This window comes from Psychrobacillus sp. FSL H8-0484, from assembly GCF_038005325.1.
Lineage (GTDB): Bacteria > Bacillota > Bacilli > Bacillales_A > Planococcaceae > Psychrobacillus.
This window is the reverse complement of sequence record NZ_JBBOSZ010000001.1, coordinates 2,921,370-2,935,131: the sequence shown is the minus strand read 5'-3', so window position 1 is coordinate 2,935,131 and position 13,762 is coordinate 2,921,370. Positions and strand designations below refer to the sequence as shown.

Sequence of the window (13,762 nt, the reverse complement as noted above, 5' to 3'; positions counted from 1 at the left end):
AAGATAAAGATAATGAAAAAGGAGGCTACATATATGGCTCAAGTAACATTTAAAAATAATCCAGTAACTTTAGTAGGTAAAGAAATAATAGTTGGAGAAAAAGCGCCAAACTTTAAAGTACTAGCAAACGATTTATCAGCCGTTACACTTCAAGACTCTGCTGGTAAAGTTCGTTTAATCAGTGTAGTTCCTTCCCTTGATACAGGTGTTTGTTCTATCCAAACAAATAAATTCAATCAAAGCGCTGCTAGTTTAGGTGACGATGTGGTTATTTTAACAATCTCAGTAGACTTGCCATTCGCGCAAAAACGTTGGTGTGGGGCAAATGCAGCAGAAGCAATTCAAACTTTATCTGACCACAGAGACCTATCATTCGGAGAAGCTTACGGTGTATACATGGAAGAATTACGTTTACTAGCTCGCGCTGTATTTGTAGTAGATAAAAACGATGTTGTAACGTATGCTGAATATGTAAGCGAAGGTACAGATCATCCAGACTATGAAAAAGCTCTAGAAGCTGTTAAAGCAGCAACGAATTAATAATACACGAAACCCACTCGCAGTTGAGAGTGGGTTTTCATATGAGGGATATTTATGCATACAAATGTTGAACAAATTTTTACCTTTATTGACCAAGAAAGTACGTTTATAGAAGAACAACAATCAGCAACCTATTTAGAAGGCGTTGTTTACGCTCTTGAACTATGGCTAGAAGAGAAAAAAGTTCCTACCGTATATAATCCAGACAAAGAACAGATTCGAAAAGCAGTTCAGTTGGCCATCTTAAAAGGGATGAAAAAATCAGCTCAAGTGAATCATCAAATGACTCCAGATGCCATCGGTTTATTAGTAAGTTATTTTGTAAAAGAAATGGCGAAAGGCAAAAAAGAACTTTCTATTTTAGATCCTGCGCTTGGAACAGGTAATTTACTGTACACCATAATGAATGCCATACCTACAGAAAATTACGCTTTTGGTGTTGAAATTGATGAGTTACTGATTCAACTTGCAGCTCAAACAGGTGAACTGCTAACACATGATGTACAGTTGTTTCGACAAGATGCTCTAAAACCTTTATTAATTGATCCAGTGGACATCGTAGTAAGTGATTTACCGGTTGGTTTCTATCCGGATGAGGAAACTGCACAAGACTATTTTCTACAAAGTAAAGATGAAATGTCTTATGCACATCACTTATTTATGGAACAGTCGATGAAGCATGTGAAACCAGGTGGTTATCTATACTTTTTAGTCCCTGCTACTATTTTTGAAACCAAACAAGCAGCACAGCTTCATAAATTTATTAAGGAACAGGGATGGATCCAAGCAGTCATTCAATTTCCATCTTCCATCTTTAAAACTAAAGGACAAGAAAAAAGCTTGCTCATTTTGCAAAAGAAAAGTGAGGCACTGAAAGCACCACGAGAAGTGTTGCTTGCAAAAGTTCCTAATATGTCGAACAAAGAAGCAATGGAACTATTCTTCCAAAAAATAGATATATGGCAAGAAGAAAATTCCAAGTGAAAGTTGCTCGCCCCTAAAACGAACGGTACAATTAAAGTACTAGTTCAAAGAAGGGGCGTTTTTTTTATGCCAAATATTTTAGCAATAAATGCAGGAAGTTCTTCTTTAAAGTTTCAATTATATAAAATGCCAGCAGAAGTAGTAATTGCGAAAGGTTTAATAGAGCGAATCGGTTTAAGTGATCCAGTTTTTACTATGTCGACTAAAAACGAGCGTATTCATATGATTCAATCAGTTGAAAATCATGCACAAGCAGTCAAATTATTAATAAACATGTTATTGGATAAAGGTGTGATTGACTCGTTAGACGATATACAAGGAATAGGACATCGTGTCGTCCATGGAGGAGAGGTTTATAGTGACTCTGTACTTATTACGGAGGATGTTTTAGTGACCTTAGAAGAGTTGTCCGAGCTTGCACCACTTCACAATCCTGCAAATGTGGCAGGTATTAAGGTATTTGCAAAGGAATTGCCGAATGTTCCTGCCGTAGCCGTCTTTGATACTGCCTTTCATCAAACGATGCCAGAAAGTTCTTATCTATACTCTATTCCTTATAATTACTATGAAAAATATGGAATACGAAAATACGGCTTTCACGGTACATCTCACAAATATGTAGCGAATCGTGCTGCAGAACTGTTAAATCGACCGTTGGAAACTACTCGTTTTATCTCTTGCCATCTGGGCAATGGGGCAAGCATCGCTGCAATTCACCAAGGAAAGTCGATTGATACATCTATGGGCTTTACACCACTTGCAGGTGTAACGATGGGCACTAGGTCAGGTAACATTGATCCCGCTCTCATTCCTTATTTAATGGAGAAAACGGGAAAAAGTGCAGAGGGAATATTAGATGTGTTGAATAAAAAATCTGGAATGCTTGGTGTTTCTGGTTTTTCAAGTGATTTAAGAGATATTGTAGTAGAGGCATCTAAGGGGAATGATCGTGCTCAATTAGCACTTGATGTATTTGCTAATAGAATACATAAATATATTGGATCTTATGCTGCCCGTATGAACGGTGTAGACGCCATTATCTTCACAGCTGGTATTGGAGAGAATAGTGATGTTATTCGCGAAAAAGTGTTGACGGGACTTCAATTCATGGGTGTTTATATGGACCCTGATTTAAACAAATTGAATGGTAAGGAAGGGTTTATTAATTACCCACATTCTCCTGTTAAAGTCATCGTGATACCAACAAACGAAGAAATAATGATTGCGAGAGATACGATGAGAATTGCAGGGGTATAAAAAAGGATAGCCGCTTTGGGCTATCCTTCATGTATTAATCTGGTTTTTCTTCTGTACGAACTACTAATACGTCGCAAGATGCGGAACGAACGATATATTCGGATACACTTCCGATAAGAAATCTTTCCATAGCATTAAGACCAGTAGCACCACAGATAATTAAATCTGCTTCTACCCTTTTCGCGATGTCTTTGGAAATCATGGATTTAGGTGAACCGTAGTCCACTATAATATTAACTTTTTTAACCCCTGCTGCAATTGCTTGTTTTTTGTAGCCTTCTAGTAATTCTTCTGCAAATACTTGAGCTCTTTCGGCAATGGAACGGTCATAAGCTTCGATTGCAGCGAATGATCTAGTGTCGATTATGTTGATCAGATTTAAAGTTGCGTTATTTCTAGCTGCGATTGATGCTGATTTTTTAAATGCAAATTCTGCTTCCTTTGAACCATCCACCGCTACAATAATTTGGCTATATTTCAATGTCATTATTAAAACCTCCTATACTTGTTATATATATATATTTCGAGATTTATTGGTATATTCCTTCTACTATTATTTATTTAATTTGGATAATCTGTGAACATTTCCTTTTAATTAATTTATTTGTTGAGCATTTTTGATTTATTAATGATAAAATGGACTTGTTTGAATGTTTCATTTATTATTGCTTTGATTAAAATGCTTACATAGGGGGATAAAAAAATGCGTATTGGCGTTCCGAAAGAAACAAAAAATAATGAAAATCGGGTGGCAATGACACCAGCAGGAGTAGTAAGTTTAAAACTTTATAATCACGAATTATTTATAGAAGCTGGCGCTGGATTAGGCTCAAGTTTCACGGATGAGGATTATATTGCTGCAGGTGCAACAATTGTACAAACAGCAGAAGAAGCATGGAATCAAGAGATGGTGATGAAAGTAAAAGAGCCTACTCATGAAGAATTTGCACTTATTCGTGAGGAATCAATTCTTTTTACTTACTTGCATTTAGCTCCTGAAGAAGATTTGACGAGCGTATTACTGGAAAAGAAAGTAACTGCTATTGCGTACGAAACAGTTCAACTTCCAAATAACTCGTTACCATTGCTAACTCCTATGAGTGAAGTTGCTGGTCGTATGGCAACGCAACTTGGTGCTCAATACTTAGAGAAAATTAATGGTGGAAAAGGTATTTTACTTGGAGGAGTTCCAGGGGTACCACGTGCAAAGGTTACGATTGTAGGTGGAGGTATTGCCGGTACAAACGCAGCTAGCATAGCTATAGGTATGGGAGCACAAGTAACAATTATCGATTTAAATGCTGATCGTCTACGTCAATTAGAAGACTTATTTGGTAGCAATGTTCAAACATTAATCTCTAATCCTTATAATATTGGACAAGCAGTAAAAGAAGCAGATTTAGTAGTAGGAGCAGTTCTCATCCCTGGTGCCAAAGCTCCTAAGCTTGTATCAGAAGAAATGATTAAATCTATGTCTCCTGGTTCTGTTGTAATTGATATTGCAATTGACCAAGGTGGTATTTTCGAAACTTCTGATCGCATTACAACACATGACAATCCAACTTATGTAAAACATGGCGTAGTACATTATGCAGTTGCTAATATGCCAGGAGCAGTACCTAGAACTTCCACAATGGCGTTAACAAATGCTACTGTCCCTTATGCAGTTCAAATTGCAAACAAAGGGTATATCCAAGCATGCTTAGATAATCTTGCTTTACAAAAAGGTATTAATACTTTAGCAGGCCACGTAACATTTAAGGCAGTTGCGGAAGCACAAGGCTTGCCTTATGTTGATGTAGCAACTCTTTTAAACTAAATAGTAAAAGGTCTTCACCCAAACCTGTACAGGCTTGGGTGATTTCTGATTATTAGCATCAATGGAGATGAAAAAATGATGTTTTTTTACGTAGGGGTTGCAGGCGCAATGGGTGCAATTGCAAGATATGTTATAGGATATATATTTTTTTCACAATCAGTGTTTCCATTCGCTACATTATGTGTAAATTTAATAGGATGCTTTGCTTTAGCATTTATAACGTCTAGAAGCATGTTTTCTGAACAACTAAAAGTAGCAGTCGGGACTGGATTTTTAGGATCTTTTACCACGTTTTCAGCATTTAGTGTCGAAACAGTCCGTTTGTTTCACGATGGTAATACTATTCTTGCTTTCGTTTATATTGGAGTAAGTGTGGTCGGTGGAAGTTTAATGAGTAACATAGGGTGGAAAAAAGAGGTGAGTAGGTGAGTATCTCCTATTTGTTTGCTGTTGGCATCGCGGGATTTGTAGGAGCGATTGCTAGGTTTTACATTTCAGAGAAATGGAACAATAAATCGGATGGGTGGTTTCCTTACGGGACGCTTTCAGTTAATATTGTAGGTTCATTTCTTCTTGGGATAATTATTGGGATTAACATGGAAGAATTTTATTTATTAATGATTGGGACCGGTCTTCTAGGGGCGTTTACAACTTTTTCTACCTTCAATAAAGAATTATATACACTCCAAAAGAATCCGATTAGATGGCTTCTTTATTTTTCTACTACCTATTTAGGGGGACTAGCATTAGCGGTTATTGGCTATATGATTGGACAGTAAAAAAGCACCCTAAAAGGGCGCTTCTATACTATAGAATTTGTAATTCTTTTGGAAACTTAGTTAGCACTTCGACTCCATCAGCTGTTACTACAACGTCGTCTTCGATACGAACGCCTGTTATTTCTGGGTGATAAATTCCAGGTTCAATGGTGAAAACCATCCCAGCTTCTAGTTTCATATCATTTACTCCTGTAATAGAAGGAAACTCATGCACAGAAATTCCAAGTCCATGTCCTAAACGGTGTGTAAAATAGTCTCCATAACCTGCATTTGTAATAATATCACGAGCAATTTTGTCTAGTTCCATCGCAGTAATACCTGGTCTAACAGCTTGTACTGCAGCTTCTTCCGCTTGACGAACTGTTTCGTATATTTCACGTTTATCCGAAGTTGGTTCACCAAAAGCAACGGTGCGCGTAATATCTGAGCAATAGCCATTGTAGACAACCCCAAGGTCAAATAATATAAAGTCACCTTTTTGGATTTTACGATCACCTGGAGTTCCGTGAGGAGAAGCTGTCTTAGGTCCGCTTAATACCATTGTATTGAAGGACATTTGTGTCGCACCTTTTTCTTTTACTGCTAATTCAATCGCGTTTAATATTTCGAGCTCAGTCTTACCTTCTGCAATTTCATTGCATCCAACTTCAATTGCATAATCAGCAAGTTCTGCAGCTTTACGCATATTCACTAATTCTTCTTCCGTTTTGATCACACGAAGCTCGTTTATCTTTTCATCAATTCTAGAAACTTGTAAAGAAGGGATTCTTTCCTCCAGTGCTTCTAGTCTCTCCACAGTTACATGTGCTTTTTCGATGGCAAGCGTATTTATGCCTCCAACTTTTTCTTGGATCGTTTGAATAACGATATCCCAAGCATTTTCTGTATCTTGATGTCCTACAATATCACCTGTCCATCCAGCGGCTTTTGCGTCTGGAATTTCCATTTTAGGGCAAATAATAAAGGGAGCGGTATCTTTAAAAATAACAACCCCCAATAAGCGTTCATGTGGGTTGCTTCTAAAGCCGGTAAAATAAAACACATTGTCTGGAGTTGTTATGAAAGCAGCATCCGTATTATTAGATTGTAAAAATGATTGAATTTTTTCTATTTGATTCATAAAGACACCTCTTTTTAGTTTATATAATAAGAATAGCAGAATAAAGGAATTCTAGCATCTACGTTGAATGAAGAATAAGAGGAAGTTTAAAATTATTAAAGGAGATGATGACATGAGCATTAGCTATCATGGACACTCAGTAATCAAGATTAAAACAAACACACACACAATTTTAATTGACCCATTTATTACTGGAAATGGGCAAACAGATTTAAAAGCTTCGGAAGAAAGTGTCGACGTCATTTTATTAACGCATGGCCATAATGATCATGTGGGAGATACGGTTGACCTCGCAAAAAGAAATGATGCAGTCGTAATTGCTACATTTGAGCTTGCGAATTATATAGAATCACAAGGAGTAAAGGTGCATGCAATGGGAATAGGCGGAGCATTTGACTTTGACTTCGGAAAAGTCAAATATACACAAGCTTTTCATAGCTCTTCATTTACAACAAATGAAGGAAAGACCATCTACGCTGGAATGCCTGCGGGAATCCTGCTCACAGTTGGAGGAATAACTATTTATCATGCTGGAGATACCTCATTGTTCGGAGATATGAAGTTAATCGGGGAACGAAATAATATTGACGTAGCATTTTTACCAATTGGAGATAACTTTACGATGGGACCTGAAGATGCTGCATATGCTGTGCAATTACTTAACCCAAGAATAGTGGTTCCGATTCACTATAATACGTTTCCGGCGATAAAGCAGGATCCAAATGAGTTTAAAGACCTTGTGAAAACTGCAGATGTACAAGTACTGAATGCAGGGGACTTTGTCCAATTGTCACATAAATAGATATAGTGAAAATTGTGGTACAATAAACGTATAACAATCGTTTGGATGTGACTACATGACAACAAAACATGAGCAAATTTTAGCATATATAGAAAATCTTCCTGTTGGAGATAAAATATCCGTTAGACAAATTGCAAAGGATTTAGCAGTCAGTGAGGGTACAGCTTATCGAGCAATAAAAGAAGCGGAGAATAGAAGACTAGTTAGTACGATTGAACGAGTTGGTACAATTCGAATCGAACTAAAGAAGAAAGAGCATTTTGAAAGACTAACTTTTGCTGAAGTTGTAAATATTGTAGATGGACAAGTTTTAGGTGGTAAAACGGGTCTATATAAAACATTGAATAAGTTTGTAATTGGTGCAATGCAGCTGGATGACATGATGCGTTATGTGGAGCCTAGTAACTTACTAATAGTTGGGAATCGCTTAAAAGTCCATGAGACTGCATTACAAGCAGGAGCAGCAGTATTAATCACAGGTGGATTCGATGTTTTAGACAGTATTAAAAAGCTAGCAGATGAATTAGAGTTACCCGTTATTTCAACTAGTTACGATACATTCACAGTGGCAACAATGATTAACCGTGCAATAGACGATCAACTAATTAAAAAAGATGTTTTACTCATCGAAGATATTTATGTACCCATACAAGACACGTCCTTTCTATATACAACGGACCAAGTTAAGCAATACCGGGAGTTAAACCATTTAACGACACATGGTGGATTTCCAGTAGTAGATAAATCGAATAAATTAGTCGGGATCGTTACTGCTAGAGATGTAATAGGGAAATCAAGTAATGAATTGATTGAAAAAGTGATGACGAAAAACCCAATATCCATAACGATGAAAACAAGTGTTGCATCTGCTAGTCATCGAATGATCTGGGAAGGAATCGATTTGTTGCCAGTAGTGCGAGATAGTAATTATTTAGAAGGTGTTATTAGTAGACAAGATGTTTTAAAAGCTTTACAAGCCGCTTCTAGACAGCCGCAAAATGGAGAAACAATCGATGATATCGTTAAACAGCAAATAAAAGTTATATCCACGGAGGAATTTTTATTTGAGTTTGAAGTAACTCCGCAAATGACGGATCACTATGGAGCGATGTCTTATGGGGCTTTTACTATCCTGTTAACAGAAACTGGCGCGCAAACATTGAAGATTCGGAAGCGTGGAGAAAGTGTTGTTGAAAATATGACAATTTATTATACAAAACCAATTCAATTGGAAAGTATTCTTAGAGTTCACGCTCGTGTTTTAGAAATGAGCCGAAAAGTAGCGAAGATGGATATCGAAGTATTTAATGACAAACAACTAGTAGGGAAAGCAATGGTAACCTATCAGTTGTTAGAAAGATAAAGTGTAAGGATTCTATGTAAATAAAAAAATGATGCAGCATTTGGCTGCATCGTAGGCGATTATTGATTTAGAGAAACTTCCTCTTTTACAAACTGACCATAGTGTTTAGCAGCCTTAAAATTATGATACATAAAATAACCGCCTAGTAAAATGAATAATCCAGAAACAACATAGGTTACACCGGATTGGTAAACAACTAAAAAGTTAAGCCCAAAAAATAGTAAAAATGCTCCAAGACATGCAGAAGCTTTTGCTGCGAACCATTTTTTACGAATAGGTAAAGTTGTGCGTAGCTGTTTAGTTTTATAATAAAAATACCAAACAAATGAGACAACTATAGCAATTACGAATAGTACATTTAGAAACATAATGAACCTCCAATAAAAGATAATCTTCTATTATTGTAAAGGAAATTTCTAAAAATGCGAATAGTAAACGAGTCTCAATGGGGGAAAATAAATGAAAAGACAAATCATAGACACAATCGAACGCTATGACAAAATAATTCTACACCGTCATGTTAGGCCAGATCCCGATGCATACGGCTCACAAATAGGTCTTAAAGAATTAATAGCATTTAACTATCCAAGCAAAAAAGTATTTGCAACAGGAACCCATGAAAATACATTAGACTTTCTTGCTCATCCAGATGTAGTGACAGATGAAGACTTTCAAAACGCATTAGTCATTGTAACGGATACTGCAAATACGGAAAGAATAGATGATGAACGGTATAAGCTAGGTAGTTATCTCCTTAAAATTGACCACCACCCAAATGACGATGCATATGGAGATTTACTTTGGGTAGATACAGATGCCAGTTCTGTGAGTGAAATGATTTTTGAATTGTTTGCTGAGGCTAGAGAATATAAGGGTTGGAAAATGGATGCTGTCATAGCAAGATTACTTTACGCAGGAATAGTAGGGGATACAGGCAGATTCATGTTCCAAAGTACGACAGAACAAACGATGAACGTTGCAGGTGAATTAATTTCCTATGGTTTTGACCGTACAGCACTTTTTAATGGCATGTATGAAGTGGAAAGTAATATACTTCAACTCAAAGGCTATATTTATGCAAACTTTGAGATGGATGACAAAGGAGTCGGTCACGTGAAATTGACGAGAGAACTCCTACAAAAGTATAAGGTAGCTGAGTCAGAGGCTTCTTTATTAGTAAGTTCGTTAGCGGACGTTAAAGGAATGAAATGCTGGGTGTTTTTCATTGAAGATGCAGATGCTATTCGTGTTCGTTTACGCTCTAAAGGTCCGGTTATTAATGGAATTGCTAAGAAATACGGTGGTGGAGGTCATCCGCTCGCTTCAGGCGCTAGTGTTCAAACATGGGATGAAGCAGATCGAGTCGTGGAAGATTTGAAAAAGCTATAAATTGAGGTGTTTAATATGAAAACAGTATATCCACAAATTGTCACATCAGCGGATATGCTGAAAAGTACAATTCAATTGGAGCAGCTCATTCAAAAGCTGAAAGAAAATAATGCAAAGGCAGCTGCCATTACAAACAGTAGATTGTATGGGTTGTTGCCTTTTTGGCATGAATTAAGTAAACATCAAATTCAGCCAGTCATAGGTCTTTCCTTGAATGTCCAATTAGAAAGTAAATCTGTTGTTGTCGTTCTATATGCAAAAAATAATGAAGGTTACGAGAACTTATTGAAAATATCTAGTAGTCTTGAGACAAGAGAACTTACTATCCTTCCTAAAAAATGGCTACATGCCTATAAAACTGGTCTAATCGCTGTTTATAAGGCTGACAACCATTTTTCTGCAGAAGTACTTTCAGAGTTACATACTATTTTCGATATCTCTTCTCTATATATTGGAATGGAGCGTCCAAATGGTAGGAAGCTTGAATTGGAAATAGAAATAATACAGGCCGCGCAGCAAACCTCTACAAAAATAACCGTCTTTCATATGAGTCGCTATGTACAAAAAGAAGATGCATTTGCCTACGAAGTATTAAATGCTATGGACCAATCCGTGAAAATGACGGATCATAATCGACTAAAGCCTTCGGATCATTCGTATCATGTTTTAACAAATGAAGAATGGAACGAGTGGTTTTCAGACGTTCCTCACTGGCTTGAAAATACGCAGGAAATGTTGATAGGATGTCAAGTGAACTTTGATCAACAAGCACATATTATGCCGAAATTCCCCTTGCCGGAATCCGTGCTAGCAAAAGATTACTTAAGAGAGCTATGTGAAGCAGGATTAAAAATACGTTTACATGAAGTGAAGCAACAGTATAAAGATCGACTTCATTATGAACTTCAAATTATTAATCAAATGAATTATGAGGATTACTTCTTAATTGTGCAAGATTTTATGAAATTTGCAAAGCAAGCCAATATTTTAACGGGACCTGGTCGAGGTTCATCTGCAAGCTCACTTGTGGCTTATTCTCTATTTATTACGGATGTGGATCCCTTACCTTATGGGCTTCTTTTCGAGCGTTTTTTAAATCCCGAACGAATAACCATGCCTGATATAGACATCGATTTCGCTGATTCCAGAAGAATGGAAGTAATACATTACGTTGCTGAGAAATATGGGAAAAATTACGTTTCTCAAATTATTACGTTTGGAACCCTATCTGCTAAAGCAGTTGCTAGAGAAGTTGCGAGGGTGTTTGGATTTGAGTCTACTACATTAGAGGCTATTTCCTCTTTCATTCCAAATAAATTAGGTATCACCTTACAAGAAGCTTTCGAGCAATCACAAAAATTACGAGAATTCATACAGACAGAGGATATTCGAAAGAAATGGTTTCAAGTGGCCCTTGCTTTAGAAGGTTTGCCAAGAAATGCATCTACCCATGCAGCAGGTGTTGTGTTGTCTCCTGTTCCGCTTGTGGATGTAGTGCCTATTCAAAACGGACATGATGAGATATTTTTAACACAATGGCCAATGAAGGAAGTAGAACAAATAGGCTTGTTAAAGATGGATTTTCTAGGTTTAAGGAATCTGACGATCATTGAACGAATTTTAAAGCTTATTAACAATAATCGTTCTATGAATTTTTCTTTAACCGATATTCCTCTAAATGACGAACGTACATTTCACTTGTTACAACATGGAGATACGACAGGTGTCTTTCAGTTAGAATCAGCTGGGATGCGAAATGCGCTGAAACAAATACAGCCCACTAGATTGGAAGATATAGTAGCAGTAAATGCATTATATAGACCAGGTCCAATGGATAGTATTCCACTATACGCAAAACGTAAATTAGGTCAAATACCGGTTACGTATGAACATCCTGTTTTGCAGCCTATTTTACAAGAGACGTATGGCATTATAGTATATCAAGAGCAAATTATGCAGATCGCCTCCCAAATGGCTGGATTTACATTTGGAGAAGCCGATTTATTGCGAAGAGCTGTAAGTAAAAAAAATCGAGATATTTTACAAAAAGAGCGTACCCATTTTGTTCAGAAAGCAATTCAACTTGGTCATTCAGAGCAAGCAGCTTCTTCTGTTTATGACCTAATCGTTCGATTTGCAGACTATGGGTTTCCAAAAAGTCATGCGGTTGCCTATAGTCTCATATCCTATCAAATGGCCTTTTTGAAAGCCCATTTTCCACTGGCATTCTACTGCGCTCTATTAAGTACAGCTACAGGAAATCAAGAAAAGTTAAACCAACTAGTTATGGAGATGAAACAAAAAGAGATTCCGGTATTTCCTCCATCCATATTTAAAAGCCTACCATTTTTTACAGTTGAAAATGATGGAGTGAGATTTGGTTTACAAGCAATAAAAGGGGTTTCACATCAATTTACGCAGAAACTACTGAAGCAGAGGATGGATGGATCAACGAATTGGGAAGATATATTTGATTTTGCTGCAAGTATATCCGCTATTCATTTTACGAGAAAGAATATAGAGCCGCTTATAAAGGCTGGTGCATTAGATGACTTTGGTGTGGAACGTTCGACCTTACTTGCAACACTAGACGCAGCAGCAAAATATGCAGAGCTTGTAAGTCCTGCAGAAGAAACGGACTTATTTGGAGGAGATGCTTCACATTTTGGGAAATCCAAATATATAAAGTCAGAACCATTGCCTTTAATGCTAAAACTCCAATTTGAAAAAGAAGTATTAGGACAATATTTTTCTGAACATCCAACGATAGTTAAGAAGAAAAATATTACTGAACCAATTAATAATATATGGAACATACTGCAATCTACAAAAGACTCGAAAGTAAGAGTAGTGGGATTAATCCAAGAAATAAAAAGAATCCGTACGAAAAAAGGTGAAGCGATGGCTTTTGTCACTATTCAAGATGATACTGGAAGTCTTTCTATTACTTTATTTCCTGAAGAATACGCGAAGTACAATAATCTGCTAAGTGAGCTTTCTATTATTTTGGTCGAAGGCAAATGCGAAAAACGAAATGGAAAAGTTCAAATATTAACAAAAACCATTTTAGACTGTTGAAAAAAATACTTTTGAATAGAGTATGCAGACTGTAGACAAACTCAATTTTGGGTGCATAGAGTTGTAGATTAAATTCGGCAAGGACCACCACTTCGCTTTCCGTGGGCTTGGCTTCAGCCTCGGGCCAACACGAGGTTGGTCATGAAGGCGTTGCCGCAGGACGCGGCGTTCTTAGCCTTACTTCCTCAAGCGTTCCTGCGGGGTCTTCTGCTCAAGCTGTTCCCACAGGAGTCTTCGTGGTGGACCTTGCCTTATTAAACAATTCCTTATAGATATCCACTATCTTTACTTTTAATTAGATAAAGTTACCTCTTCAGGTGTATTTATTATTATTATTCATAATAATTTATAAAAATACTTTTGTCGTCAAGCTGAATACTCTTAAATAGAGTATGTTAAATTAGGATTTGTTTTTAGTAGCGTCTATTTTATGACGAAAATCTTCGATACTTATCCTGGAAAAACGGGCTGTCATGACCCCATAGCGGGCTTATGAGGGCACTGAAAAATGGTGATGTAGGATTTGTTCCGATAAGCCCGAGGGCACTGAAAAACTCTATTACAGATTTTTTTATGATAAATATTCGATGTGACGACACTGTATATTATAGGATTTAGCACGACGGCGTGA

13 protein-coding genes are annotated in these 13,762 nt (G+C 36.9%); 10 read left to right on the top strand and 3 right to left on the bottom strand.

Annotated elements, in window-relative coordinates; genetic code table 11:
• Positions 1 to 33 precede the first annotated feature (33 nt).
• From tpx to MHH81_RS14250, 3 genes are all read left to right on the top strand, one after another.
• Positions 34 to 540 (top strand): thiol peroxidase, encoded by a 507-nt coding sequence (gene tpx, locus MHH81_RS14260; RefSeq protein ID WP_340922347.1) that lies wholly within the window; start codon positions 34 to 36, stop codon positions 538 to 540.
• Between the two features lie 54 nt (positions 541 to 594).
• Positions 595 to 1,524: a class I SAM-dependent methyltransferase gene (locus tag MHH81_RS14255; protein WP_340922345.1), complete on the top strand. Its 930-nt coding sequence runs from the start codon at positions 595 to 597 to the stop codon at positions 1,522 to 1,524.
• Positions 1,525 to 1,590: 66 nt separating this feature from the next.
• Entirely contained in the window at positions 1,591 to 2,781 is a 1,191-nt protein-coding gene (locus tag MHH81_RS14250; RefSeq protein ID WP_340922342.1) for an acetate kinase, read from the top strand.
• Between the two features lie 34 nt (positions 2,782 to 2,815).
• Here MHH81_RS14250 and MHH81_RS14245 read toward each other — a convergent pair whose 3' ends face one another.
• The gene (locus MHH81_RS14245) at positions 2,816 to 3,268 is read right to left on the bottom strand and encodes a universal stress protein (protein WP_340922340.1); all 453 of its coding nucleotides are present in this window, start codon (positions 3,266 to 3,268) and stop codon (positions 2,816 to 2,818) included.
• Positions 3,269 to 3,484: 216 nt separating this feature from the next.
• On the opposite strand from MHH81_RS14245, the gene ald reads away from it, so the two are divergent.
• From ald to MHH81_RS14230, 3 genes are all read left to right on the top strand, one after another.
• On the top strand, positions 3,485 to 4,600 hold the full coding sequence (ald, locus tag MHH81_RS14240; RefSeq protein WP_340922337.1) for an alanine dehydrogenase: 1,116 nt from the start codon (positions 3,485 to 3,487) through the stop codon (positions 4,598 to 4,600).
• A gap of 75 nt (positions 4,601 to 4,675) precedes the next feature.
• Positions 4,676 to 5,029, top strand: a complete 354-nt coding sequence (gene crcB, locus MHH81_RS14235; RefSeq protein ID WP_340922335.1) for a fluoride efflux transporter CrcB — start codon at positions 4,676 to 4,678, stop codon at positions 5,027 to 5,029.
• Positions 5,026 to 5,379: a fluoride efflux transporter FluC gene (locus MHH81_RS14230; protein WP_340922333.1), complete on the top strand. Its 354-nt coding sequence runs from the start codon at positions 5,026 to 5,028 to the stop codon at positions 5,377 to 5,379. Before crcB ends, MHH81_RS14230 begins: the two co-directional genes overlap by 4 nt.
• A 28-nt stretch (positions 5,380 to 5,407) precedes the next feature.
• Here MHH81_RS14230 and MHH81_RS14225 read toward each other — a convergent pair whose 3' ends face one another.
• Positions 5,408 to 6,499, bottom strand: a complete 1,092-nt coding sequence (locus tag MHH81_RS14225) for a M24 family metallopeptidase (protein ID WP_340922331.1) — start codon at positions 6,497 to 6,499, stop codon at positions 5,408 to 5,410.
• A gap of 112 nt (positions 6,500 to 6,611) precedes the next feature.
• Here MHH81_RS14225 and MHH81_RS14220 point away from each other — a divergent pair, with 112 nt between their 5' ends.
• Positions 6,612 to 7,301, top strand: coding sequence for a metal-dependent hydrolase (locus tag MHH81_RS14220; RefSeq protein WP_340922328.1), 690 nt, complete (start codon positions 6,612 to 6,614; stop codon positions 7,299 to 7,301).
• 55 nt (positions 7,302 to 7,356) lie between these two features.
• Positions 7,357 to 8,664 (top strand): DRTGG domain-containing protein, encoded by a 1,308-nt coding sequence (locus MHH81_RS14215; protein ID WP_340922326.1) that lies wholly within the window; start codon positions 7,357 to 7,359, stop codon positions 8,662 to 8,664.
• A 59-nt stretch (positions 8,665 to 8,723) separates the two neighbouring features.
• On the opposite strand, the gene MHH81_RS14210 is transcribed toward MHH81_RS14215, so the two are convergent.
• Positions 8,724 to 9,032 (bottom strand): YtpI family protein, encoded by a 309-nt coding sequence (locus MHH81_RS14210; RefSeq protein WP_340922324.1) that lies wholly within the window; start codon positions 9,030 to 9,032, stop codon positions 8,724 to 8,726.
• Between the two features lie 91 nt (positions 9,033 to 9,123).
• Between MHH81_RS14210 and MHH81_RS14205 the strand changes: the two genes are divergently transcribed.
• On the top strand, positions 9,124 to 10,053 hold the full coding sequence (locus MHH81_RS14205) for a DHH family phosphoesterase (RefSeq protein WP_340922322.1): 930 nt from the start codon (positions 9,124 to 9,126) through the stop codon (positions 10,051 to 10,053).
• Between the two features lie 15 nt (positions 10,054 to 10,068).
• Positions 10,069 to 13,131 carry a DNA polymerase III subunit alpha gene (dnaE, locus tag MHH81_RS14200; protein ID WP_340922320.1) on the top strand — a complete coding sequence of 1,021 codons (3,063 nt, stop codon included), beginning with the start codon at positions 10,069 to 10,071 and terminating at the stop codon, positions 13,129 to 13,131.
• The last annotated feature ends 631 nt before the right edge of the window (positions 13,132 to 13,762 follow it).